Source organism: Acidovorax sp. M2(2025) (assembly GCF_049330835.1).
Taxonomy (GTDB): Bacteria; Pseudomonadota; Gammaproteobacteria; order Burkholderiales; family Burkholderiaceae_C; genus Acidovorax.
Window position 1 is genome coordinate 3,667,402 of record NZ_CP186262.1, and the last position, 23,090, is coordinate 3,690,491.

Annotated in this window: 24 protein-coding genes; 7 read left to right on the forward strand and 17 right to left on the reverse strand. The window is 67.2% G+C overall.

Annotation, left to right across the window (positions count from 1 at the left end; translation table 11 throughout):
• Window positions 1-5: 5 nt before the first annotated feature.
• The 6 genes from ACOYR3_RS16945 to ACOYR3_RS16970 all read left to right on the forward strand — a co-directional run bounded on the left by ACOYR3_RS16945 (window position 6) and on the right by ACOYR3_RS16970 (window position 5,991).
• On the forward strand, window positions 6-1,037 hold the full coding sequence (locus tag ACOYR3_RS16945; protein ID WP_422843487.1) for a glycosyltransferase family 2 protein: 1,032 nt from the start codon (window positions 6-8) through the stop codon (window positions 1,035-1,037).
• The gene (locus ACOYR3_RS16950; protein ID WP_422843488.1) at window positions 1,034-1,732 is read left to right on the forward strand and encodes a class I SAM-dependent methyltransferase; all 699 of its coding nucleotides are present in this window, start codon (window positions 1,034-1,036) and stop codon (window positions 1,730-1,732) included. The genes ACOYR3_RS16945 and ACOYR3_RS16950 overlap by 4 nt, the downstream gene beginning before the upstream one ends.
• A gap of 15 nt (window positions 1,733-1,747) precedes the next feature.
• The gene (locus tag ACOYR3_RS16955) at window positions 1,748-2,929 is read left to right on the forward strand and encodes a DegT/DnrJ/EryC1/StrS family aminotransferase (RefSeq protein WP_422843489.1); all 1,182 of its coding nucleotides are present in this window, start codon (window positions 1,748-1,750) and stop codon (window positions 2,927-2,929) included.
• Window positions 2,930-2,946: 17 nt separating this feature from the next.
• Complete coding sequence (locus ACOYR3_RS16960) at window positions 2,947-3,564, forward strand: sugar transferase (protein ID WP_422843490.1); 618 nt, start codon at window positions 2,947-2,949, stop codon at window positions 3,562-3,564.
• A gap of 99 nt (window positions 3,565-3,663) precedes the next feature.
• Window positions 3,664-5,208, forward strand: a complete 1,545-nt coding sequence (gene lysS, locus ACOYR3_RS16965) for a lysine--tRNA ligase (RefSeq protein WP_422843491.1) — start codon at window positions 3,664-3,666, stop codon at window positions 5,206-5,208.
• 105 nt (window positions 5,209-5,313) lie between these two features.
• Window positions 5,314-5,991 (forward strand): mechanosensitive ion channel family protein, encoded by a 678-nt coding sequence (locus tag ACOYR3_RS16970; protein WP_422843492.1) that lies wholly within the window; start codon window positions 5,314-5,316, stop codon window positions 5,989-5,991.
• A 76-nt stretch (window positions 5,992-6,067) separates the two neighbouring features.
• Here ACOYR3_RS16970 and nagZ read toward each other — a convergent pair whose 3' ends face one another.
• From nagZ to lepA, 9 genes are all read right to left on the reverse strand, one after another.
• On the reverse strand, window positions 6,068-7,159 hold the full coding sequence (gene nagZ / locus ACOYR3_RS16975) for a beta-N-acetylhexosaminidase (RefSeq protein WP_422843493.1): 1,092 nt from the start codon (window positions 7,157-7,159) through the stop codon (window positions 6,068-6,070).
• Between the two features lie 59 nt (window positions 7,160-7,218).
• Window positions 7,219-7,635: a holo-ACP synthase gene (acpS, locus tag ACOYR3_RS16980; protein ID WP_422843494.1), complete on the reverse strand. Its 417-nt coding sequence runs from the start codon at window positions 7,633-7,635 to the stop codon at window positions 7,219-7,221.
• Window positions 7,636-7,758: 123 nt separating this feature from the next.
• Window positions 7,759-8,508, reverse strand: a complete 750-nt coding sequence (locus ACOYR3_RS16985; protein WP_422843495.1) for a pyridoxine 5'-phosphate synthase — start codon at window positions 8,506-8,508, stop codon at window positions 7,759-7,761.
• On the reverse strand, window positions 8,505-9,278 hold the full coding sequence (gene recO, locus ACOYR3_RS16990) for a DNA repair protein RecO (RefSeq protein ID WP_422843496.1): 774 nt from the start codon (window positions 9,276-9,278) through the stop codon (window positions 8,505-8,507). The genes ACOYR3_RS16985 and recO overlap by 4 nt, the downstream gene beginning before the upstream one ends.
• 138 nt (window positions 9,279-9,416) lie before the next feature.
• Complete coding sequence (gene era, locus ACOYR3_RS16995) at window positions 9,417-10,433, reverse strand: GTPase Era (RefSeq protein ID WP_422843497.1); 1,017 nt, start codon at window positions 10,431-10,433, stop codon at window positions 9,417-9,419.
• On the reverse strand, window positions 10,430-11,113 hold the full coding sequence (rnc, locus tag ACOYR3_RS17000) for a ribonuclease III (RefSeq protein WP_422843498.1): 684 nt from the start codon (window positions 11,111-11,113) through the stop codon (window positions 10,430-10,432). The genes era and rnc overlap by 4 nt, the downstream gene beginning before the upstream one ends.
• The gene (locus tag ACOYR3_RS17005) at window positions 11,113-11,484 is read right to left on the reverse strand and encodes a DUF4845 domain-containing protein (protein ID WP_422843499.1); all 372 of its coding nucleotides are present in this window, start codon (window positions 11,482-11,484) and stop codon (window positions 11,113-11,115) included. The genes rnc and ACOYR3_RS17005 overlap by 1 nt, the downstream gene beginning before the upstream one ends.
• A 41-nt stretch (window positions 11,485-11,525) precedes the next feature.
• A complete protein-coding gene (gene lepB / locus ACOYR3_RS17010; protein WP_422843500.1) occupies window positions 11,526-12,503 on the reverse strand; it encodes a signal peptidase I in 978 nt (325 codons plus the stop codon).
• Window positions 12,503-14,311: a translation elongation factor 4 gene (gene lepA, locus ACOYR3_RS17015; RefSeq protein ID WP_422843501.1), complete on the reverse strand. Its 1,809-nt coding sequence runs from the start codon at window positions 14,309-14,311 to the stop codon at window positions 12,503-12,505. Before lepA ends, lepB begins: the two co-directional genes overlap by 1 nt.
• Between lepA and ACOYR3_RS17020 the strand changes: the two genes are divergently transcribed.
• A complete protein-coding gene (locus tag ACOYR3_RS17020; RefSeq protein WP_422843502.1) occupies window positions 14,301-14,672 on the forward strand; it encodes a hypothetical protein in 372 nt (123 codons plus the stop codon). The genes lepA and ACOYR3_RS17020 overlap by 11 nt on opposite strands.
• Before the next feature lie 148 nt (window positions 14,673-14,820).
• Here ACOYR3_RS17020 and ACOYR3_RS17025 read toward each other — a convergent pair whose 3' ends face one another.
• The 8 genes from ACOYR3_RS17025 to fabD all read right to left on the reverse strand — a co-directional run bounded on the left by ACOYR3_RS17025 (window position 14,821) and on the right by fabD (window position 23,071).
• Window positions 14,821-16,287, reverse strand: coding sequence for a DegQ family serine endoprotease (locus ACOYR3_RS17025; protein WP_422843503.1), 1,467 nt, complete (start codon window positions 16,285-16,287; stop codon window positions 14,821-14,823).
• Between the two features lie 190 nt (window positions 16,288-16,477).
• Window positions 16,478-17,572, reverse strand: coding sequence for a MucB/RseB C-terminal domain-containing protein (locus ACOYR3_RS17030; protein WP_422843504.1), 1,095 nt, complete (start codon window positions 17,570-17,572; stop codon window positions 16,478-16,480).
• A 117-nt stretch (window positions 17,573-17,689) separates the two neighbouring features.
• Window positions 17,690-18,346, reverse strand: a complete 657-nt coding sequence (locus ACOYR3_RS17035) for a sigma-E factor negative regulatory protein (RefSeq protein WP_422843505.1) — start codon at window positions 18,344-18,346, stop codon at window positions 17,690-17,692.
• Window positions 18,347-18,359: 13 nt separating this feature from the next.
• Complete coding sequence (gene rpoE, locus ACOYR3_RS17040; protein WP_422843506.1) at window positions 18,360-18,986, reverse strand: RNA polymerase sigma factor RpoE; 627 nt, start codon at window positions 18,984-18,986, stop codon at window positions 18,360-18,362.
• Window positions 18,987-19,742: 756 nt separating this feature from the next.
• On the reverse strand, window positions 19,743-20,987 hold the full coding sequence (fabF, locus tag ACOYR3_RS17045) for a beta-ketoacyl-ACP synthase II (protein WP_422843507.1): 1,245 nt from the start codon (window positions 20,985-20,987) through the stop codon (window positions 19,743-19,745).
• Between the two features lie 47 nt (window positions 20,988-21,034).
• Complete coding sequence (gene acpP, locus ACOYR3_RS17050; RefSeq protein ID WP_003058049.1) at window positions 21,035-21,274, reverse strand: acyl carrier protein; 240 nt, start codon at window positions 21,272-21,274, stop codon at window positions 21,035-21,037.
• 103 nt (window positions 21,275-21,377) lie between these two features.
• On the reverse strand, window positions 21,378-22,124 hold the full coding sequence (fabG, locus tag ACOYR3_RS17055; RefSeq protein WP_422843508.1) for a 3-oxoacyl-ACP reductase FabG: 747 nt from the start codon (window positions 22,122-22,124) through the stop codon (window positions 21,378-21,380).
• Window positions 22,121-23,071: an ACP S-malonyltransferase gene (gene fabD / locus ACOYR3_RS17060; protein ID WP_422843509.1), complete on the reverse strand. Its 951-nt coding sequence runs from the start codon at window positions 23,069-23,071 to the stop codon at window positions 22,121-22,123. Before fabD ends, fabG begins: the two co-directional genes overlap by 4 nt.
• Window positions 23,072-23,090 lie beyond the last annotated feature (19 nt).

Here is a 23,090-nt window from a genome sequence, read left to right on the forward strand (position 1 = left end):
AGCCTATGCCACACCCCATCGAAACACCCTCGCTCATCAGCGTGATCGTGCCGTGCCGCAACGAGCGCAGCCACATCGACGCGTTCTGCGACTCGGCCCTGGCCCAGCAGCTCCCGCCGGGCTGGCGCATGGAGGTGCTCATTGCCGACGGCGAAAGCGACGACGGCACGCGGGAGCACCTGCTGCAGCGCTGCGCGCACGATGCCCGGCTGGTGCTGGTGGACAACCCCGGCCGCATCGTCTCCACCGGGCTCAACGCCTGCATCGCCCGTGCGCAGGGCCAGGTCATCGCGCGCATGGACGTGCACAGCCAGTTCGCCCCCGACTACCTGGCGCAGTGCCTGCAGGCGCTGGAGCGCACAGGCGCCGACAACGTGGGCGGCCCCTGGGTGGCGCAGGGCGCCGGGCCCACGGGCGCGGCGATTGCCGCCGCGTTCCAATGCCGCTGGGTGGTGGGCGGCGCACGTTCGCGCGACACCGGTTACGAAGGCGAGGTGGACACGGTGTACCTGGGCTGCTGGCGGCGCAGCGTGTTCGAGCGCTTCGGCGGGTTTGATGAAGCCCTGGTGCGCAACCAGGACGACGAGCACAACCTGCGCCTGCGGCTGGGCGGCGCACGCATCTGGCAAAGCCGGTGCATCCGGTCCGTCTACACCCCGCGGGATTCGCTGGCCCACCTGTTCGCGCAACAGCGGCAATACGGCTACTGGCGCCCCTTCGTCATGCGCAAGCACGGGCAGCCCGGCTCGCTGCGGCAGCTGGTGCCTGCGGTGTTCGTAGCTGCAGCCGGCGCCAGCACCCTGGCCCTGCCCTGGTCCGCCGCGCCCCTGGCCGCACTGGCGCTGGCGTACGGCAGCTATCTGCTGCTGGCTTCCTGCGCGGCGGCCCGGGCCGCCGGCCGCTGGAGCCTGCTGCCGCGCCTGCCCGCCGCGATCGCGGCCTTCCACGCCGGCTACGGCCTGGGCACCTGGCGCGGCCTGTGGGACATGGCCCGCGCACGCGGGCCCTCGAGCCACTTTGCACGCATTACCCGATGACGGAACACGAGCCGCAGGCCGTCCAGGCCCGCTATGCGCGGCGCGACGCCGCGACCGACGCCGCCCGCTACAGCCTGTACGCCAACGCCGCGGCGCTACAGGCCCAGCAAGAGCGGCTGCGGGCCATGGCGCGGATCTGGCGCGCCCACGGCTGGACCAGCCTGGAGCAGCGGCCCATGGCGGAAGTGGGCTGCGGCAGTGGCGGCAACCTGCACGACCTGGTGCGGCTGGGCGCCACGCCGGCCTGCCTGACCGGGCTGGAACTGCTGCCCGAGCGCGCCGGCGCCGCGCGCGCCACCCTGCCGGCCACCGTCGCGCTGGTGGAGGGCGACGCAGCGCGGGCACCCGTGCTGCCGGCCAGCCAGGACGCCGTGCTCGCGTTCACGCTCTTCAGCTCGCTGCTGGACGGGGACTACCGCCGCCACATGGCGCAGCAGCTGTGGCGGTGGGTGGCGCCCGGCGGCGGCGTGCTGGTGTACGACTTCGTGGTGAACAACCCCGCCAACCCGGATGTGCGCGGCATCCCGCTGCGCGAGCTGGGCCACCTGTTTCCCGGCGCGCAGATACACTCGTGCCGCCTCACGCTGGCCCCGCCGGTGGCGCGGCGCCTGCCGGCGCCGTGGATCGCCCCCGCGTCCGCCCTGCTCTGGCCACTGCGCACGCACCGCCTCAGCTGGGCCGTCAAACCCCGTTAAACCTCTCCCGCTCCCATGCCGCTCTCCGCTACCTCGACTGCCGACCAGCCCTTCCTGCCCTTCGCCCGCCCTGACATCGGCGACGCGGAGATCGCCGCCGTCACCGCCGCATTGCGCTCGGGCTGGGTGAGCACCGGCCCCATGGCCCGCAAGTTCGAGGCCGCTTTTACCGACTACCTGGGTGGCGGCCTGCACAGCGTGTCCGTCAACTCGGCCACGGCGGGCCTGCACCTGGCGCTGGAGGCGCTGGGCATCGGCCCGGGCGACGAGGTCATCGCCCCCACGCTCACCTTCACGGCCACGGTGGAGGTGACGCGCTACCTGGGCGCCGACGCGGTGCTGGTGGACGTGGACCCAGTCACGCTGAACATGGACCCGGCCCGCGTGCGCGCCGCCATCACGCCGCGCACGAAGGCCATCGTTCCGGTGCACTACGGCGGCCTGGCGTGCGACATGGATGCCCTCCTCGCCATCGCCCGGGAACACGGCCTGAAGGTGGTGGAAGACGCCGCGCACGCGCTGCCCACCACCTGGCGCGGCACGCTGGTGGGGCAGCTGGCGTCGGACGTGACGGTGTTCAGCTTCTATGCCAACAAGACCATCACCACCGGCGAAGGCGGCATGGCCGTGACGCGCGACGAGGCGCTGGCCCAGCGCATGCGCGTGATGCGGCTGCACGGCATGAACCGCGACGCGTTCGACCGGTTCACCTCCAAGACCCCGGCCTGGTACTACGAGGTGGTGGCGCCCGGTTTCAAGTACAACATGACGGACGTGGCCGCTGCGCTGGGCGTGGAGCAGCTGGTGCGCCTGCCGCAGTTCGTGCAGCGGCGCGAGCACCTGGCCCGGCGCTACCACGCCGCGCTGGCCGCCTTGCCGCTGGTGCTGCCCGCAACGGCGCCCGCAGGCGAGCAGCACGCCTGGCACCTGTACGTGGTGCGCCTGGCGCCCGGGGCCCGCATCGGCCGCGACGCACTGGTCCAGGGCCTGGCGGACCGCGGCATCGGCACCAGCGTGCACTACCTGCCCCTGCACCGCCATCCCTACTGGCGCGACCGCTACCAGCTCACGCCCGAGCAGTTCCCGCACGCCGATGCCGCCTACCAGGCCATGGTGAGCCTGCCGCTGTTCACCGCCATGAGCGATGCGGACCAGGACCGGGTCATCGCCGCGCTGCACGAGCTGCTGGGCGGCTGAAGGTCCCGTCCGCCCCCATGTTCAAGCGGCTGTTCGACATCCTCTTTGCCGCCAGCATACTGCTGGCGCTGGCGCCGCTGCTGGCGGTGCTGGCGCTGTGGGTGCGGCTGGACTCGCCCGGCCCGGTGCTGTACCGGCAGACCCGGGTGGGGCGCGGGGGGCGGCATTTCCGCATTGCCAAGTTCCGTACCATGCGCGTGGGCGCCGATCAGGCGGGCCCCGCCATCACGGTGGGGGCAGACGCCCGCATCACCCGGGCCGGCCACTTCCTGCGCCGCACCAAGCTCGACGAACTGCCCCAGTTTGCCAACGTGCTGGTGGGCGACATGAGCGTGGTGGGCCCCCGGCCCGAGGTGCCGCACTACGTGGCCCTGTACCCGCCGGAGGCGGCACGGCAGGTGTTCAGCGTGCGGCCCGGCATCACCGACCTGGCATCGCTGGCGTTCCGCGACGAAAGCGCCCTGCTGGCGCAAAGCAGCGACCCCGAACACACCTACGTGCACGAAATCCTGCCCGCCAAGCTGCGCTACGCCTGCGAATATGCCGGCACCCATTCGCTGTGGCTGGACCTGCGCATCATCGCCCGCACCGCCGCGGCCGTCTTTCGCGGACCGGCGCCGGGTGAGAAGCCCTAAAATCACAGGTTTGGCTGCGCGCAGCCCTTCCCCCCCCCCCCTTTCTGACCGTGAGCGCCCCCGGGCGCGCACCTTTGAGCACCGCAACGACGGCCCCCTATGTCCGAACACACCCACGCCCCCGCCCCCCAGGATGACAACCAGCTCATCGCCGAGCGCCGTGAAAAACTCCGCGCGCTGCGCGAAGTGCAGGCCCAGGGCGGCAGCGTGGCCTTCCCGAACAACTTCAAGCCGGCCCACCGCGCCGCGCAGCTGCATGTGGACCATGGCGGCACAGCCGCCGAGGCGCTGGAGGCCGCGCCCGTCACCGTGAGCGTGGCCGGCCGCATGATGCTCAAGCGCGTGATGGGCAAGGCGAGCTTCGCCACCCTGCAGGACGGTTCGCTGGGCGAAATGGGCGGGCGCATCCAGCTCTACGTGACGCGCGACGCCGTGGGCGAAGACCTGTACGCCGCCTTCAAGCACTGGGACCTGGGCGACATCCTGGGCGCCGAGGGCACGCTGATGAAGACCAAGACCGGCGAACTTTCTGTCAAGGTGACCAGCCTGCGCCTGCTCACCAAGAGCCTGCGCCCGCTGCCCGACAAGTTCCACGGCATGGCCGACCAGGAGCAGAAGTACCGCCAGCGCTATGTGGACCTGATCACCGACGAGCACGCCCGCAAGCGCTTCGTGGCCCGCAGCAAGGCCGTGAGCGGCCTGCGCGAGTTCATGGTAAGCCACGGCTTCCTGGAAGTGGAGACGCCCATGCTGCACCCCATTCCCGGCGGTGCCAACGCCAAGCCGTTCATCACGCACCACAACGCGCTGGAGCAGGAGATGTTCCTGCGCATTGCGCCCGAGCTGTACCTCAAGCGCCTGATCGTGGGCGGCTTCGAGCGCGTGTTCGAGATCAACCGCAGCTACCGCAACGAAGGCATCTCGGTGCGCCACAACCCCGAGTTCACCATGATGGAGTTCTACGCGGCGTACTGGAACTACCTGGACCTGATGGACTTCACCGAGACGCTGATCCGCGAGGTGGCGCTCAAGGCCACGGGCAGCCTGCAGATGACCTACCAGGGCCGCCCGGTGGACCTGTCGCAGCCCTTTGCACGCCTGACCATCCGCGAGGCCATCTTCCAGCACACCGAGGCGGGTGCGCACGTGGACGACGCCGCCTGGCTCATCAGCGCGCTCAAGAAGCTGGGCATGACGGAAGAGAAAGACAAGCTCTCCGCCCGTTCGCTGGCCAGCCTGCAGGTGCTGTACTTTGAAGAGACGGTGGAAGACAAGCTGTGGCAGCCCACCTTCATCATGGAGCACCCCACCGAGATCTCGCCGCTGGCGCGCGCCAACGATGCGCGGCCCGAGGTGACCGAGCGCTTCGAGCTGTACATCACCGGCCGCGAGTTCGGCAATGGGTTCAGCGAGCTGAACGACGCCGAGGACCAGGCCGCGCGCTTCCATGCCCAGGTGGCGGCCAAGGACAGCGGCGACGACGAGGCCATGTTCTTTGACCACGACTTCGTGCGCGCGCTGGAATACGGCATGCCCCCCACCGGCGGCTGCGGCATCGGCATCGACCGCCTGATGATGCTGCTGACCGACAGCCCCAGCATCCGCGACGTGATCCTGTTCCCCGCGCTGCGCCGGGAGTCCTGAGCGCAGCTTCTCCGTCCACCCTCCGCCTGCCGCCTGTCGCCTGCCGGCACGGCGGCGGGAGGTTCGTCCGACGGCCTGCCGAACCCTCCTCTACCCCTGCCCACCATGGCCGTCAACTCCAAACTCCAGACGCTGACCGCCCAGTTGCCCGACTGGGTGCGGGACTGGCTGGAGGTCATCGTCCCGGCGGTGCAGATCCTGCTGATCGTGCTGGCCGCCTGGATCCTGCAGCGCACCCTGCGGCGGCTGATGCGCCGTGCCGCGGCCCGCTACCAGCTGCCCGACGAGCTGCTGGTGCCCGTCAACGGGCTTCTGCGCTGGCTGACCATCGGTGGCGCGGTGCTGCTGGTGTTGGAGCGCCTGGGCGTTTCCGCCACGGTGCTGTGGACGGCCTTCACCGGCTTCGCCACGGTGGGCGCGGTGGCGTTCTTCGCGGCCTGGAGCGTGCTGTCGAACCTGTTCTGCGCGCTGCTGATCCTGACGGTGCGGCCCTACCGCATCGGGGACTACATCGAAGTGCTGGACACCGCCGAAAAGCCGGGCGCCAAGGGCCGCGTGGTGGACATCAACCTGCTCTACACCACGCTGGAAGACCACGCGGCGGCCGCGCAAGGCGGTAACGCCTGGCTGCAGATTCCGAACGCGCTGGTGTTCCAGCGGGTGGTCCGGCGCTTCCAGGGCGTGCCCCCGCCGCCCCCACAACCCGCTGCGTCGGCTAATACCACGCCAGCCACCCCGGCCGCCCCCGCGCCGCAGCTGCCGGGCCCGTTCAACACGCCCTGACGCTGGCGGGCGGGGCGGTGCGGAGCGCCGCCGCGAAGGCCGGCGGCCAGCGAGGCCGTGGCCCGCCCGGTGCCGGTCAGGGCAGCAAATCCAGCGCGTGCATGTAGGCGGGCTGCAGCATCAGCTCATCCCACGGCTGGGGCAGGGTTTCGGGCAGCAGCGCCAGGCGGCGGGACTCGCTGTCCACACTGGGCTGCCAGCGGCCCTGCGCCCGGGCGTTTTCCAGGCCGTCGATCAGCTCGTCCACCGCCCGGCCGTCGCCCAGGCTCTGGTTGCACAGCAGCACCAGGTCGCAGCCGGCCTGCAGCGCTGCGAGGGCGGCGTCGGTGTAGCTGATCACCTGGCCGTCCAGGCGGCGAGCGCCTTCCATGCTCAGGTCGTCGCTGAAGATGGCGCCGTCAAAGCGCATCTGGCGGCGCAGGATGTCCTGCAGCCAGCGCTGCGAAAAGCCTGCCGGGCGGCTGTCCACCTTGGGGTAGATCACGTGGGCGGGCATCACGCTGGTGAGCGTGGTGCTGAGCCAGGGGTAAGGCGCCGCATCGTCGGCCAGGATGGCTTTGAGGCTGCGCCGGTCCACCGGCACATCGGTGTGCGAGTCGGCCTTCACAAAGCCGTGGCCGGGAAAGTGCTTGCCGCAGTTGGCCATGCCTGCCTGCAGCAGGCCGTGCATGAGGCTCTTGGCCAGCAGCGCCACCACGCGCGGGTCGCGGTGGAAAGACCGATCGCCGATCACGCCGCTCTCACCCCAATCGAGGTCCAGCACGGGCGTGAAGGAAAAATCCACGCCGCAGGCGCGCAGCTCGGTGCCCAGCACGTAGCCCGCTGCCGTGGCCGCATTGGTGGCGCGCAGGGCGCCGCTGCCGGGTACGGCCTGGGTGCCCCGGCCATCGTCCATCCACAGCTCGCCAAAGGCGCGCATGGGCGGCAGGTGGGTGAAGCCGTCGGTGCGAAAGCGCTGCACGCGGCCGCCTTCGTGGTCCACGCAGATGAGCAGGTCGTCCCGCACGGCCTTGATGGCGGCCGTCAGCTCCAGCAGCTGCGCGCGGTGCTCCCAGTTGCGGGCAAACAGGATCACGCCGCCAGTCAGCGGGTGGGCCAGGCGGCGGCGGTCCGCGCCGGTCAGCGTGGTGCCGGCGACGTCCAGGATCAGGGGGGCGTGTTCGATCATGGGGTGTGTACTCATCCAACAGATATGCTATGAAAAATATAGCTTCTTGCGCTTGCCTATCAAGCGCTGGAGGGCGATTTTTCTTCCAGCCGCTCCACCACGCAGAAGCTGGCGGCGTAGTCGCTTTCATCCGTCACGCTCAGGTGCGCGGTCAGGCCCCGGGCTTCAAACCATTCCTTGAGCGCGCCGTGCAGCACGATCACGGGCTGTCCGCTGGCCAGCTTGGCCACCTCGCAGTCGCGCCAGGTCATGGGCATGCGCATGCCCAGGCCGATGGCCTTGCTGAACGCCTCCTTGGCGGAAAAGCGGGTGGCCAGGTAGCGCAGGCCGCGGTCGGGCCAGCGGGCGCTGCGCTCGCGCCAGGTGCGCAGCTCGCCCTCGGCCAGCACCTTGTGCGCAAAGCGCTCGCCATGCCGCGCCAGGCTTGCCTGGATGCGCCGCACGTCGCAGATGTCGGTGCCGATGCCGTAGATCATGAGAAGGATCTCAAATAAAAAGTGCCTCTAGCCCTTGTGCTGCAAGTGCTAGCAGCTATCAAAACAGGAGTTTTCTTCCTTCCGGCACGGCAACACAGCAGCTGCGAAGGCGCTTTTCTTGCGTCACGCCAGGCAGGCCAGGTACGCCCGCACGGTCTGCGCATAGCCCAGCTCCAGGGCATCGGCGATCAGCGCATGGCCGATGGAGACTTCCGCCACGCCGGGCACCTGGCGCACGAAGGCGGCGAGGTTGTCGCGGTTGAGGTCGTGCCCGGCGTTCACGCCCAGGCCGGCGTCCAGCGCCGCCTGCGCGGCCGCGGCGTACTGCTGCAGCTGGGCAGCCTGGCCGGGCGTGCCCCAGGCTGCGGCGTAGGGCTCGGTGTACAGCTCCACGCGGTCGGCGTCCACGGCGCGGGCGGCGGCCATCTGCGCGGGCACCGGGTCCATGAACAGGCTCACCCGCACGCCCAGGGCCTTGCATTCGGCCACCAGGGGGGCCAGGCGCTCAGCGTCCTGCGGAAAGCTCCAGCCGTGGTCGCTGGTGAACTGGTCCTCGCTGTCGGGCACGAAGGTGGCTTGGTGCGGGCGCACCTGGCGGATGAAGTCCATCAGGTTCTGCGAGGGGTTGCCTTCGATGTTGTATTCGCGGCCGGGCCAGGCCTTCATGAGCTCGGCCAGCTCCAACACGTCCTGCGCGCGGATGTGGCGCTCGTCGGGCCGGGGATGCACCGTGATGCCCTGCGCACCGGCCTGCAGGCACAGCTCGGCCGCGCGCGTGACACTGGGAATGCCCAGGTGGCGCGTGTTGCGCACCAGGGCCACCTTGTTGACGTTGACGGACAGCGCGGTGCGGTGGGGGGAGGCAGAGGTCATAGGGATTGCAGGTCGATCATGAGCTGGCGGGTGCGCAGCGTGGGGCTGCCGCAATGGTATTGCAGCAGCGCGCGCAGCTGGGGCTTGAGTTCGGCGGCCACGGGCGCGCAGGCGCGCAGCGTGGCGGTGAAGCGGGCGCCATCGTCGTCCAGCCCGCGCTGCAGCGCCTGCCACTGGTGCCCCGGCAGCGCGGCGCGGTCGCCGGGCGCCGTGCCGCGCAGGCCGCCTTCGGCTACCAGAGCGTAGCGGGCATCAGACTGCAGGGGCGCCAGGGTCAAGGTTTGCGCGTCCAGCGCGGGCAGCAGGCCGATCTCGCGCAGCAGCAGCAGCTCGAAGGTGCGCAGCACCGGCTCCAGGGCGTCGCCGTGCTCGCTGGCCAGCACGCGCACCACGCCGGCGTAGGCATCGAACAGCGCGGTGTGCGGGTCGGCCCGGGCCAGCAGGCGCAACAGCAGTTCGTTGAGGTACAGGCCCGACAGCAGCGCGTCGCCCGTGGGCATGACATGCCCGCCCACCCATTCCGCGCCCTTGAGGGTGTGGATGTCGGCGGCGCCGTCGCCCCCTTCACCCGCCAGGCTGTAGCTCACGGCCAGGGGCTGCAGCGGCAGCAGCACGGGCCGGAAGTTGGAGGTGGGCTTTTTCGCGCCCTTGGCCACCAGGGCCACGCGCCCCTGGCGGCGGCAGAACACCTCCAGGATCAGGCTGGACTCGCTCCAGTCGTAGCTGTGCAGCACGAAAGCGGGTTCGTCGGTGACGCGGCGCACAGCCATGTCGCTATCTTTTCAGGAGCTGCCCGCGCTGATCTGGCAAGCGCTCAAGGCCTATTGGGTTCAAAAGAATCACCGCAGGGCACACCCCGTGCCGGCTCCACCCGGGCGGAGCCTCGCAGCGCGTGCGCCAGCCGGCCTTCACTCATAGCCAAACGACCGCACCCGGGCCTCGTCGTCCGCCCAGCCGGAGCGCACCTTCACCCAGACTTCCAGGAAGACCTTGGCATCCAGCAGCTTTTCCAGCTCCATGCGGGCGTCGGTGCTGATGCGCTTCAGGCGCTCGCCCTTTTCGCCGATCACCATCGCCTTGTGGCTGTCGCGCTCCACCACGATGGTGGCGGCCACCCGCACAAAGCGCTTGTGCGTCTTGCTGGGCTCTTCGTCGAACTTGTCGATGACCACCGTGGAGGTGTAGGGCAGCTCGTCCCCGGTGAAGCGGAACAGCTTCTCGCGCACCGTCTCGGACGCGAGGAATTTCTCGCTGCGGTCGGTCAGCTCGTCCTCGCCGTACCACCAGCCCTGCTCGGGCAGGTATTTCTCGCAAATGCCGAACAGACGCTCGATGTCGCCCTTGTTCTTGGCCGACATGGGCACGAATTCGGCAAACGGGTGGCGCTCCTGCATGCTCTTGAGCCAGGGGGCGATCTCGGCACGGCGGTGCACCGTGTCGAGCTTGTTGGCCACCAGCAGCGTGGGGATCCCGGGCTTGAACAGCGACAGCACCTTGGCGTCGGCCAGCGTGAAGTTGCCCGCCTCCACCACGAACAGGATCAGGTCCACGTCGCCGATCGCGCCCATCACGGTCTTGTTCAGCGACTTGTTGAGCGCGGTGGCGTGGCGCGTCTGGAAGCCAGGCGTGTCCACAAAGATGAACTGCGTGGCGCCCCGCGTGCGAATGCCGGTGATGCGGTGGCGCGTGGTCTGCGCCTTGCGCGAGGTGATGCTGATCTTCTGCCCCACCAGCGCATTGAGCAGCGTGGACTTGCCCACGTTGGGCTTGCCCACGATGGCGATCACACCGCAGCGCTGGCCGGACATCGCTGCGGACGCAGCCCCGGAGGCACCGGCCGCAGCCAGCATGGCGTCCAGATCATTCTGGACGCCAGGGCCCGGCACGTAAGCGCCACCAGCTACATCTTTCGTAGCATTGTTCATAGCTTCTTTGCTTTCAATGTGGCCAGCATGGCAGCGGCGGCGGCCTGCTCGCCCGCTCGCCGGGAGCCGCCGATGCCACGTTCGGTAAGCCCCAGCTCGGGAATGTCGCACTCGACGTCGAACGTCTGGCGGTGGGCGGCCCCGACGGTCCCCACCACCTTGTACTGCGGCAGCTTCATTTTGCGGCCCTGCAGCCACTCCTGCAACGCGGTCTTCGCGTCCTTGGACGCCGCCTGCATCTGCGGGTTGATCTCCACCCGGTGAAACAACCGGTGCACCAGGGCCTCGGCGCTGGCATAGCCCGCGTCCAGGTACACGGCGCCGATCACGGCCTCCAGCGCATCGGCCAGGATGGAGGGGCGCTGCTGGCCGCCGGACTTGGATTCGCCCTCGCCCAGCCGCAGCACGTCGGGCAGCTTCAGGCCCAGCGCCAGCTGGTGCAGGGTGTCCTGCTTGACAAGGTTGGCCCGCACCCGGGACAGGTCGCCTTCGGGCAGGTCCGCAAGCCGCTGGTACAGCAGGCTCGCGACCGCAAGGTTGAGCACCGAATCGCCCAGAAACTCCAGCCGCTCGTTGTGGTCGGCCGAGAAACTGCGGTGCGTGATGGCGCGTTGGAGAAGGCCGGGGTCGGCAAAGGCGTGCTGCAGGCGCGCCTGCAGCGCTTGGAGACTGGGAGGCACTAGTTGGTCTGTCCTTCGAAGCGGTACACGAGGTAGGCCGGGCCCGCCAGCGCAATCTCGCGGGAATACTTGAAGGACACCACGACCTTGTCGCCGCGCTTGCCAATCTCCAGGTCCTTGCCTTGCACGGAACTGATGTCGTCAATGGCGGCCGCGCGGTCGAAAATCGCGCGGATGTCCGCCACGGTCGAGCCTTCGTTCGCGGCCTTCTTGGCAGCCTTGCTGATGGACTGGTACTCCAGGAAGATCGGGATGGACTGCCCGCCCACCGCGAACGCGGCCACGGCAAGCACCCCGATGAAGACCACGCCAATGAACGACAGTCCGCGTTGGCGGGACCGGCGGCTGCAGCGGTGTGTAGACGACAACATGTGTTTCCCCCTCGGTAGTTATGGACAGTGACAGGCGCCGTTCAATGGAACGAGCCGATGCGCTTGAGATTGCCGAAATTCATCCAGATGAAGAAGGCCTTGCCGACGATGTTGCCCTCAGGCACGAAGCCCCAGTAGCGCGAATCCAGCGAATTGTCGCGGTTGTCGCCCATCATGAAATAGTGGCCTTCCGGCACCTTGCACACCACGCCTTCCACACTGTAGCGGCAGTTCTGGCGGTAGGCAAAATTGCTGGCGCCCTGCACAAAGGCGGGCACATCCGGGTTGTTCAGCAGGCGGTGGGGCTGCCCCCCCAGTTGCTCTTCGAACTGCTTGAAGTAGCGCATCGAGTCTTCGTCGAAGAAATCCGGCAGCGCTTTGGTATCGATCGGCTTGCCGTTCACCGTGAGGCGCTTGTTGAAGTAGGCCACCTCGTCGCCCGGCACCCCCACCACGCGCTTGATGTAGTCCAGGCTGGGCTGGGGCGGGTAGCGGAACACCAGCACGTCGCCACGCGCAGGCTTGGTCCCTTCGGTGATCTTGGTGTGGATGACCGGCAGGCGGATGCCGTAGGTGAACTTGTTCACCAGGATCAGGTCGCCCACGAGCAGCGTGGGAATCATGGAGCCCGATGGGATCTTGAACGGCTCGAAGAGAAACGAGCGCAGCAGGAACACTGCAGCGATCACCGGGAAGAGCCCGGCGGTCCAGTCCAGCCACCAGGGCTGCATGAGCAGGCTGCCCTTGGCTTCCTGCACATCCACGTCCACCTTCTGGATGCCCATGCGGTCCAACTCGGCGCGGCGTTGCACAGCGGCATCCTCGATGGCCTGCGCGGCACGGCGCCGCCGGGGCAGGAAGTACAGCCGCTCCGCCAGCCAGTAGGCCCCGGTCACCACGGTGGCCAAGAACAGCAGCAGGGCGAAGTTGCCCTCGATGGCGCCGAAATACCAAGCGCCGATGTAGCCGCCAAACGCGGCCAGCACCAAGGCGGTAAAGATCTGCATGAACTGCTGCATCAGTCTTCCACCTGCAAAATGGCCAGGAATGCCTCTTGCGGCACCTCGACCGATCCGATCTGTTTCATGCGTTTCTTCCCTGCTTTCTGTTTTTCTAGGAGCTTGCGCTTGCGGGTGATGTCACCCCCATAGCATTTTGCCAGCACGTTCTTGCGCAGCGCCTTGATGGTTTCGCGCGCGATGATGTTGGCGCCAATGGCCGCCTGGATCGCCACGTCGTACATCTGGCGGCTGATGATCTCGCGCATCTTGCCCACCACGGCACGGCCACGGAACTGGGCCTGCGAGCGGTGCACGATGATGGACAGGGCGTCCACCTTGTCGCCGTTGAGCAGGATGTCGACCTTCACCACGTCGGACGCCCGGTATTCCTTGAACTCGTAGTCCATCGACGCATACCCGCGCGACACCGACTTGAGCTTGTCGAAGAAGTCGAGCACGATCTCGCCCAGCGGCATCTCGTAGGTCAGCATCACCTGGCGGCCGTGGTAGGCCATGTTGATCTGCACGCCCCGCTTCTGGTTGGCCAGGGTCATCACCGGGCCGACGTAATCCTGCGGCATGTAGAGGTGCACCGTCACGATGGGCTCGCGGATCTCTTCCAGCCGCCCCTGGTCCGGCATCTTGGACGGGTTCTCCACCATGATAATCTCGCCGTCGGCCTTGACCACCTGGTACACCACGCTGGGCGCGGTGGTGATGAGGTCTTGGTCGAACTCACGCTCCAGGCGCTCCTGCACGATCTCCATGTGCAGCAGCCCCAGAAAGCCGCAGCGGAAGCCAAAGCCCAGCGCCTGGCTCACCTCGGGCTCGTAGTGCAGCGAGGCATCGTTGAGCTTGAGCTTTTCCAGCGCGTCGCGCAGCGAGTCGTATTCGCTGGCCTCGGTGGGGTACAGCCCCGCAAAGACCTGTGGCTGGATTTCCTTGAAGCCCGGCAGCGCCTCGGACGCAGGACCGGCGTTGTTGGGGAGCTTCTTTTCCAGCGTGATGGTGTCGCCCACCTTGGCGGCCTGCAGCTCCTTGATGCCGGCAATGATGTAGCCCACCTCGCCGGCTTCAAGCTTGTCGCGCGGCTGGTTGGCCGGCGTGAACACGCCCAGGCTGCCCGCCTCATACGCAGCGCCCGTGGCCATCATCTTGATGCGCTCGCCCTTGAGCAGGCGGCCGTCCACCACACGCACCAGCATCACCACGCCGACATAGCTGTCGAACCAGCTGTCGATGATCATGGCGCGCAGCGGCCCGTCGGCCTGCCCCTGCGGAGCGGGCACCTTGGCGACGATGGCCTCCAGGATTTCGTCAATGCCCAAACCGGTCTTGGCAGAACAGGGAATGGCATCGGTGGCATCGATGCCGATGACGTCCTCGATCTCGGCCTTCGCGTTGTCGGGGTCCGCGTTGGGCAAGTCCATCTTGTTGAGCACCGGCAGGACCTCGACCCCCAGCTCCAATGCGGTGTAGCAGTTCGCCACCGTCTGGGCTTCCACGCCCTGCGATGCATCCACCACCAGCAATGCGCCCTCGCAGGCCGACAGCGAACGCGAGACCTCGTACGAGAAGTCCACGTGGCCGGGCGTGTCGATCAGATTGAGGTTGTAGACCTGGCCATCCTGGGCCTTGTACTGCAGCGCCGCGGTCTGCGCCTTGATGGTTATCCCACGCTCCTTTTCGATGTCCATCGAGTCCAGGACCTGGGCCTCCATCTCCCGTTCCGCAAGGCCACCACAGCGCTGGATCAAGCGGTCAGCGAGCGTGGACTTGCCATGGTCGATGTGCGCAATGATGGAGAAATTTCTGATGTGGTTCATCAACGGAAAGCGTCAAGTGATTGAATTGAAACGGAGCACACAAGAAAAAAGGGCGCGTCGAATGGCGACGCGCCCTGAACCAACAATCATTGGCAACTGCGATAGTTGGATCTTCATTGTAGGCAAAAAGCCCGTACCGGGAAGCCCGCCCGACTCCATCCAGGGGAAGTTGCCAGGGTGCAACAAGAATTTTATCAACAACTTATTCACAAGCAACCCCGCACCATCACTGAACAACTTGTGGGTGAGCTGTGGAGCGGCTGTGTATTGCACCGCCACATCCCGCATCGTGGGCGCAGCAGGCACCAATATACAAATAAGAGTTGAAAGCCGCCGCTATTCTATCGAATTCGGTGAATAGCTCGGCACCAAAGTGAGCCCAGGCTAACTTTCAACGCCTGGACCACCGGGTCAAAAAATTGGGCGAACCAGCGGGCACAAAGACCTAGCGAGAGCAGGGGCATTGCCCCTGCTTGCGTGGCCGTGGCCACCGGCGCACGCCAGGCGTCTTAACGGGAAGGACGGATCAGCACGTACTGCGTCCACTCTCCGCGGCGGTACAGCACGTTGATAGCCTTGCCCTTGTCGGCCTTGGCCAGCACCGCTTCGAACTCCTTCACGCCAGCGACCTCGGTGTTTGCCACGGCCAGGATCACGTCCCCCTCGCGCAGGCCGGCGCGTGCCGCAGCATCGGTGGCCGAGGCCACCAGCACGCCGCCCTTGATCTTGAGCTCCTTCTTCTGCGCCTCCGAGAGCTCGGTCACCGCCAAGCCCAGTTGCTGCGCGGCCGGAGATGCCTTGGGCTTCTCCTCGCGTTCCACCGACTTGGCAGCCGGCTTGTCCGGCTCCACTTCGGCCACGGTGATCGGCAGGTCCCGCGATGCGCCCCGCCGGAACACTGTCAGGGTGCTCTTCGTACCTGGCTTGGTGTTGCCCACCAGGCGCGGCAGGTCGGCCACTTTTTCGATGGCCTTTCCGTCAAAGCGCGTGATGATGTCCCCGGCTTCCACGCCCGCCTTCTCGGCAGGCGAGCCAGCCTCCACGCCGGAAACGAGCGCCCCTTGCGGTTTGCCCAGGCCGATCGATTCCGCAACGTCCTTGGTGACCTGGCCGATCTGCACGCCGATGCGGCCCCGCGTGACGCGGCCCGAGGCACGCAGTTGGTCGCTGACGCGGATGGCTTCGTCCATGGGAATGGCAAACGAGATGCCCATGAAGCCGCCCGAGCGCGAGTAGATCTGGCTGTTGATGCCGACCACTTCGCCGCGCATGTTGATCAGGGGACCGCCGGAATTCCCGGGGTTGATGGCCACGTCGGTCTGGATGAAGGGCAGGTAGTCGCCCGTGTCGCGCTGCTTGGCGCTGACGATGCCTGCAGTCACCGTGTTTTCCAGCCCGAAGGGCGAACCGATGGCCATGACCCATTCACCCACGCGCAGTCGCCCCACGTCCCCCACCTTCACCGCCGGCAGGCCCGTAGCCTCGATTTTCACGACCGCGACGTCCGTGCGCTTGTCGGCACCGATGATCTTGGCCTTGAACTCGCGCTTGTCGGTCAGGGTCACGATCACTTCGTCGGCCCCCTCCACCACATGGGCATTGGTCATGACATAGCCATCGCCGGTCAGGATGAAGCCGGAACCCAGCCCACGGGGTTGCGGTTCATCGTCCTGGGGACGCTGCGGGCGCTGCTGCCGCGGCATGTTGGGAATGGGCACGCCGAAGCGGCGGAAAAACTCCAGCATCTCCTCGTCCATGCCATTCGCGTTGGCGCGGCTGGACGCCTTTTCCACGGTGCGGATGTTTACCACCGACGGCCCCACCTGGTCCACCAGATCGGTAAAGTCCGGCAGCCCGCGTGCCGCTGCAGCGGGCTGTGCCAGCACGCGCTCCGGCAAGACTGCGCCGCTGCCCACGGCAGCAAACGCGCAGGCCAATGCAATCGAACGCAGCGCACTCCCATTGAAATTCCGCATCTTCAACCTTTCGTAAACGTGGCAAGCAGAGACATACAACCGTGTCTCACTGTGAAAAATCCCGCTGCAAATGGTTCCCTCAGGCACGACATGCCATGCGCCCGCCGCAAGCCTTTTCGGTCCGCGCACTGCACCCGGGCACTTGACCGGCAGAAGTTGCCGCGCGCACACCCCCAGCAGGTGTGCCCGGCTAGCGCAAGCGTTCCAGCTGGCCCGCGAACAGCCGCAATGTCTGCAGCGGCACCTCTCCCACCACCGTGAGCCAGACGTCAGGCAGAATGCGCTGCCCCAGCACCTGGGTGGCCCCCGCCGTGGCCACCTGCGGCTGAGCGGGATGGCGCTCGGCATTGAAAGGCTCCAGGAACAGCGACACGGAGGCGAGCCCGTCCGAATACAAGCACTGCAGCACGCTCGCCTGGCTGTTGCCGGCCGCTGCGACCGAGCGCCGGTGGCAGCTGACGGGCACGAAGCCGGCCACCGGCTGCCGCAGCCCCCACCCTTCGGCGGCCACGGTGGTCTTGACGACCGTCGGTTCGATACGCTTGTAGCCTAAAGTGGCCTCCATCATGCGCAGCAGCTGCTCCGTCCCGAGGGAGGCATTCAGGTCCAGCTCCGAAAAAGCGGCCTGCTCCAGCACGCGGCCATCCGGCCCGAGCGTTTGCAGCTTCACCACCAGCCCGGTTTCGCGCTCGCTCCACAGTTTGTACCCGAAGCGCAGGCTGTCCACCGGCTTGAACCGCACCACATCGGCCATGAACCCGGCCACACGCTCCTGTCCTTCGGCACGGGACGCGTAAAACTGGGCCACGGAGGTTCCGTCCACCACCGGGACGCGGGGGAACAGCCCCGGCGACTCCCGGCGGTCGAGCCGGACCGTCTGGGACTGTGGAAAAAACGTCCGCACCTCATCGTTGCGGCGAAAGATGGTGCGGGGCGTGCCCGTCAACGCCTCGATGCGCTCGACCTGCTGCTGGCCGTCGCACGCATGCCAGATGCGCGAACTGGCCATGGCGCCCGAAGCTGCCCAGACCACGAACGTACCCGCGTAAGGCCGCACACACGGCGCACCGTGCATGCGCTCGATCCACTGCACGATGCCACGCTCGGCCGGCGCTACGGCGCTGTCCACACCGGATGCAGCGGCGGAAGCCGACGACGCCCGGTCCGCAGCCTGTGGGCCTGCCGCCGCCGAAAAGCTGGCGCAGCACAGCGCCCACAGCAGCCCTGCCGTGACACGGCGGAGCGGTGCCCCCGCCCCGATGCCAAAAACCCCTGGATGGCTCATTGCAAATTCTTGATACGGGAACCTTCTGCGCTCAGAAGCTCAGCGCAAGCGCGCCGGCCCGCCCCCCGGGCCGAAGCGGGCACTGCCACCGCCCCCTGAAACGCCGCCCACGCGCCCTCAGCGACCGGACGTCTCAAACGTCGCGTTGCGCAGGAAGCCCGCAGGCATCTGCAAGGCCGATGTGCTGCCAAACTGCTTGTGCGCAGCCAGCAGTTCGTCCAGGCGTGGGTCGCGAAGCATGACCTGCTGGCTCTCGGCATCCGCCACGGCGACCACGGGCGCGCCTGCGGCGCCCCCTGAGGTACCGCTCGACAACGCCATCTGGGCGCCCGGCCCTGGACCCTGCAGCGCCTCCAGCGAGGTCCAGCCAATGGCAGCCACCGCGGCGAGCGATGCGACGCCGGCCACCATCTTCCAGCGGAAAACGGACGCGTTGGCTGCTTCAGCCAAGGCAGGCGCCACCACCACGGGATGGGCTTCCGCGGCCCGCAGCCCCGCCGCTGCCGGAGGGGCTTCCTTGGCCAATTCATCGCGCAGGCGCGCCATGAACGCCGGGCTGGGAGCCTGCGCCAGTTCCGGAGAACGCAACACATCGCCCACCAGGTGGTAGAGCTGCCAGCAGGCCTGCCCTTCCTCCGCCGTGGCGTAGTTCAGCGTGCCGTCCCAGGCCCCGCCGTCCAGCTCGCCATCCATCAATGCCGACAATTGCTCCCGCCGCAGTTCGTCCGCAGCGGCACTGTCGGCCAGCCCACCCGCCATCATCGCCTTGCTCATTGCATCACCTCGCTCACCACCGTTTGCCCGACTGGTTTTCCAGCAAAGGGCGCACCCGGGCCGATATGGCCTCGCGCGCCCTGAAAATCCTCGACCGAACGGTACCGATGGGGCACTCCATCACCGTTGCGATCTCTTCGTAGCTCAACCCCTCGATCTCCCGCAGAGTCACCGCTTGGCGCAAGTCCTCGGGCAATGCCTCCATCGCGGCATTGACGGCTTGCGCAATTTCCTGGGCAGCCAGCACGGTTTCGGGGGTTTCGTCGCTGGTTAGTTCATGCCCCAGGCTGGAAGTTTCATCTTCATCGTCCCCACCGCGCAGCGCGTTCTCGGAAATGACGGGGTTGCGCTTCATGTCCATCAGCGCCTTTTTGGCGGTATTGACGGCAATGCGGTAGAGCCAGGTATAGAACTGCGCTTCGCCACGGAACTGGTGCAAGGCGCGGTAGGCCCGGATGAAGGTCTCCTGGGCGATGTCCTGGATCAAGTCGGTATCGCGGACCATGCGCCCAATGAGGCGCTCGATGCGGCGCTGGTATTTGATGACCAGTAACTCATAGGCACGCTGATCGCCCGCGACCGTGCGCTCCACCAGTTGGAGATCGCTGTCTTCGGAAGGGGAAGGCGGAATTACAGTCATGGATACTCAGGATTCACGCCCATGGCTGCGGGCCAGGGCGGTTACGTCAGCGTTGCCAGCGCCCGGTTTGGGGCGCGAATATACCGCACGGCGCAAGTCCAACCAACGCTCCGGACAGGCCGAACGCTCGAGCCAGAGCCACGTGCGCGCACGCCCCTCGGCTTGCACATGCACCCACAGATGGGCCTGGAGGTCCAACAGCACCGCCGGCGCACCGACGGTGGCCGGAGGGCCCGCAGACCGAGGCGGGCGGGAAGCCGTCTCCAGCGTCCAGAACTGGCCATCCCAGCGCAGGACTGCAGCGGGCTGGCGCCACCAGTAATGCACGGAACTGGCTGCGGCCAGAAGCCAGCAGCCTGCGGCGGTGAGCACAAATCCCGCCGGGGCCTGGCGTCCCGCGTGGAGCAGCCACCCGGCCACCCCGGCCGCGGCGCCAACCAGAAGGAGTGCCAGCAACCAGGCCAGTGCATGGCTGCGCCGCACGGGATACTGCACCGCAGGCGGGTGCCGCCGTGAATTCACGCCCATCACAGCCGCCCTGCCCGGGCCTGCTCAACCTCCGGCCGAACGGCGATGGCAACGCCCCCGCGGCCAACAACACCGCGGCGCCGGGGTGAAAGGAAAGGGCATGGCTCAGAGCGCAAGGCGCCGACCGGACTGGCGGCTGCGCGAACAGCGGCAACACGCCGGCAGGCTGCGCGAATCCGCCAGGGCACGGCGCGATGCGGCGGTTCGGACAAGGCCCCCTCGGGGGCATCAGGCGCGCTTGAAGACCAGCGTCCCGTTCGTGCCACCAAAACCAAAGTTGTTTTTGACCGCCACGTCCATCTTCACGTCGCGCGCAGTGTTGGCGCAGTAGTCAAGATCGCATTCCGGATCCTGGTTGAACAGGTTGATCGTGGGCGGAATCTTCTGCTCATGCAAGGCCAGCACCGTGAAGATGCTCTCGATCCCTCCCGCACCACCCAGCAGGTGCCCCGTCATGGACTTGGTGGAGCTCACGACCACCTTGTGGGCATGGTCGCCCAGCGCTGCCTTGATGGCATTAGTCTCATTGAGGTCCCCCAGGGGAGTCGAGGTGCCATGGGCGTTGAGATAGCCGATCTCGTCGGCATTCACCCTGGCATTGCGCAGAGCATTCAGCATGGCGCGGCGGGGGCCGTCCATGTTGGGCGCCGTCATGTGCCCGGCATCGGCACTCATGCCAAAACCTGCAAGTTCTGCGTAGATCTTGGCGCCGCGCGCCTTGGCGTGCTCGTACTCCTCGAGCACCATGACCCCGGCGCCTTCGCCGAGCACGAAGCCGTCACGGTCCTTGTCCCAGGGGCGGGACGCGGTGGCCGGATCGTCGTTGCGGGTGGACAGCGCGCGCATGGCGGCAAAACCGCCGATGCCCAGCGGCGAGACCGTGGACTCCGTGCCACCGGCAACCACCACATCGGCGTCGCCGTACTCGATCATCCGGCCCGCTTCACCAATGCAATGCAGGCCCGTGGTGCAAGCGGTCACGACCGACAGGTTCGGTCCCTTGAAGCCAAAGCGCATCGACACGTGGCCAGCCACCATGTTGATGATGGACGCAGGCACAAAGAAGGGCGTGATGCGCCGGGGGCCGCGGCTGGCCAGTTCCCCATGCGTGTTTTCGATCAGCGGCAAGCCGCCGATGCCCGACCCGATCACACACGCAATGCGCGTGGCAAGTTCCTCGCTGAGCGCCTCACCCGTGGGCAGTCCTGCGTCCTGCACCGCTTGCGCGGCGGCCGCAATGCCGAAGTGGATGAAGCTGTCCATCGCGCGCGCGTCCTTGGCACTGATGTACGACTCCAGGTCAAAACCCTTGACCTCGCCCGCAATCTTGCAGGCGAAGTTCGACGCGTCGAACTTGGTGATGAGGCCAATGCCGGACTGGCCGGCAAGGAGATTGGCCCAGGCGTCGGCCACCGTGTTGCCCACGGGGCTGATGCAACCCAGGCCGGTCACGACAACGCGACGACGGCTCATGCGTAAAAAACCTTCTGCTGATCGCTAGAGTCAGGCGCTTGGCCCGCTCAGGCCTTCTGGTGGGTGTTGGCGTAGTCGATGGCGTTTTGCACCGTGGTGATCTTCTCGGCGTCTTCGTCCGGAATCTCGATGCCGAATTCGTCTTCCAGCGCCATCACCAGCTCCACCGTGTCAAGCGAGTCGGCACCGAGGTCGGCCACGAAAGCCTTTTCGTTGGTGACCTGGGACTCTTCCACGCCGAGTTGTTCGGCAATGATTTTTTTGACGCGTGCTTCGATATCGCTCATGGTTTCCCTCTGGGGGTTGTGAATGAATCCGCGATTCTAGCCGCTTAAGGAAAAGCCCCGTGGCGGCCCGCCGTCCGGATGAACCGGCGTTAACTTTCAACAATTACATGTACATGCCGCCATTGACGTGCAATTCCTGCCCCGTCACATAGCCCGCCTGCGCGGAGGCCAAGTAGGCCACCGCGTGCGCGATGTCCTGCGGCTTGCCCATGTGGCCCAGGGGAATCTGGGCATTGAGGGCCTTTTGCTGGTCTTCGGGCAGCACGGAAGTCATGTCGGTTTCGATGAATCCTGGCGCCACGCAGTTGACCGTGATGCCCCGGCTGCCCAGTTCGCGGGCCAGCGCGCGCGTCATGCCTGCGACACCCGCCTTGGCGGCGGCGTAGTTGGCCTGCCCCGGGTTGCCCGAAGCACCCACCACGCTGGTGATGCTGATGATGCGGCCGAAGCGCTGCTTCATCATGGGCCGGATGGCGGCCCGGCTCACGCGGAACACGGCCTTGAGATTGGTGTCCAGCACCGCATCCCAGTCCTCGTCCTTCATGCGCATGGCCAGGGTGTCACGCGTGATGCCCGCGTTGTTGACGAGCACGTGCAGCCCGCCTTGCTGCTTGACGATGGCGTCCAGCAGGGCTTCCACGGCGGCCGCATCGTTCACGTTGAGGTTGGCGCCACGGCAGCCCGGATAGGTCGACAAGGCCTGGCTGATGCGGGCGGCGCCCTCGTCCGTCGTGGCCGTGCCTACGACCTGGTAGCCGCGAAGCGCCAGTTCCAGGGCGATGGCCGCCCCGATGCCGCGCGATGCGCCGGTGACCAGCGCGACCTGCGCTGCGGAGGTGGTTTGCGTCATGCCAGAAGCTCCCGGGTTTCGGCCAGCGTGGCCGGATCGTACAGTGCAGCCCCCACCAGTTCGGGGTCGATGCGCTTGGTCATGCCGGCCAGCACCTTGCCGGGGCCGCATTCAACAAGATGGGAGACGCCGCGCGCCTTGAGCGCCTGCACGCATTCCACCCACCGCACCGGCCCGAACGCCTGCCGGTAGAGCGCATCGCGGATGGCCTGCGCGTCTTCGCGCACCGCCACGTCCACATTGTTCACCACGGGAATCTGGGGGACAGCCAGGGCAGTCTCCGCCAGCGCCGCACGCAGCTTCTCGGCGGCAGGCTTCATCAGGCTTGAATGGAAGGGTGCGGACACGGGCAGGGGCAACGCCCGCTTGGCCCCGGAAGCCTTGAGCACTTCGCAGGCTTTCTCCACACCCGCCTTGGTGCCGGCGATTACCGTCTGCACCGGGTCGTTGAAATTGACCGCCTCCACCACTTCGGCCGTGCCCGGCCCGAACGACGCCACGGCCTCGGCACAACCGGCGATGACCTTGGAAGCCTCCATGCCCAGGATGGCCGCCATGGCCCCGGCACCGACGGGCACCGCTTCCTGCATAGCTGCGGCACGCAGGCGCACCAGCGGCGCCGCCTGGGCCAGGGTCAGCACGCCGGCGGCGACCAGCGCCGAATACTCGCCCAGCGAATGGCCCGCGACGGCTGCCGGCACGGCACCGCCCTCTGCACGCCAGACGCGCCAGGCAGCCACGCCGGCCACCAGCATGACGGGCTGGGTGTTGGTGGTCAGCGCCAGCGCCTCCTTGGGGCCTTCCTTGATCAGCAGGCCCACGTTTTCGCCCAGGGCATCGGAGGCCTCCTGCAGGGTCTGGAGCACGACAGGGTGATCTCCCCATCCGTCGAGCATGCCGACCGACTGCGAGCCTTGCCCTGGAAAGACAAATGCGAACGATTTCATGAGAATCCGAAAACGAGAT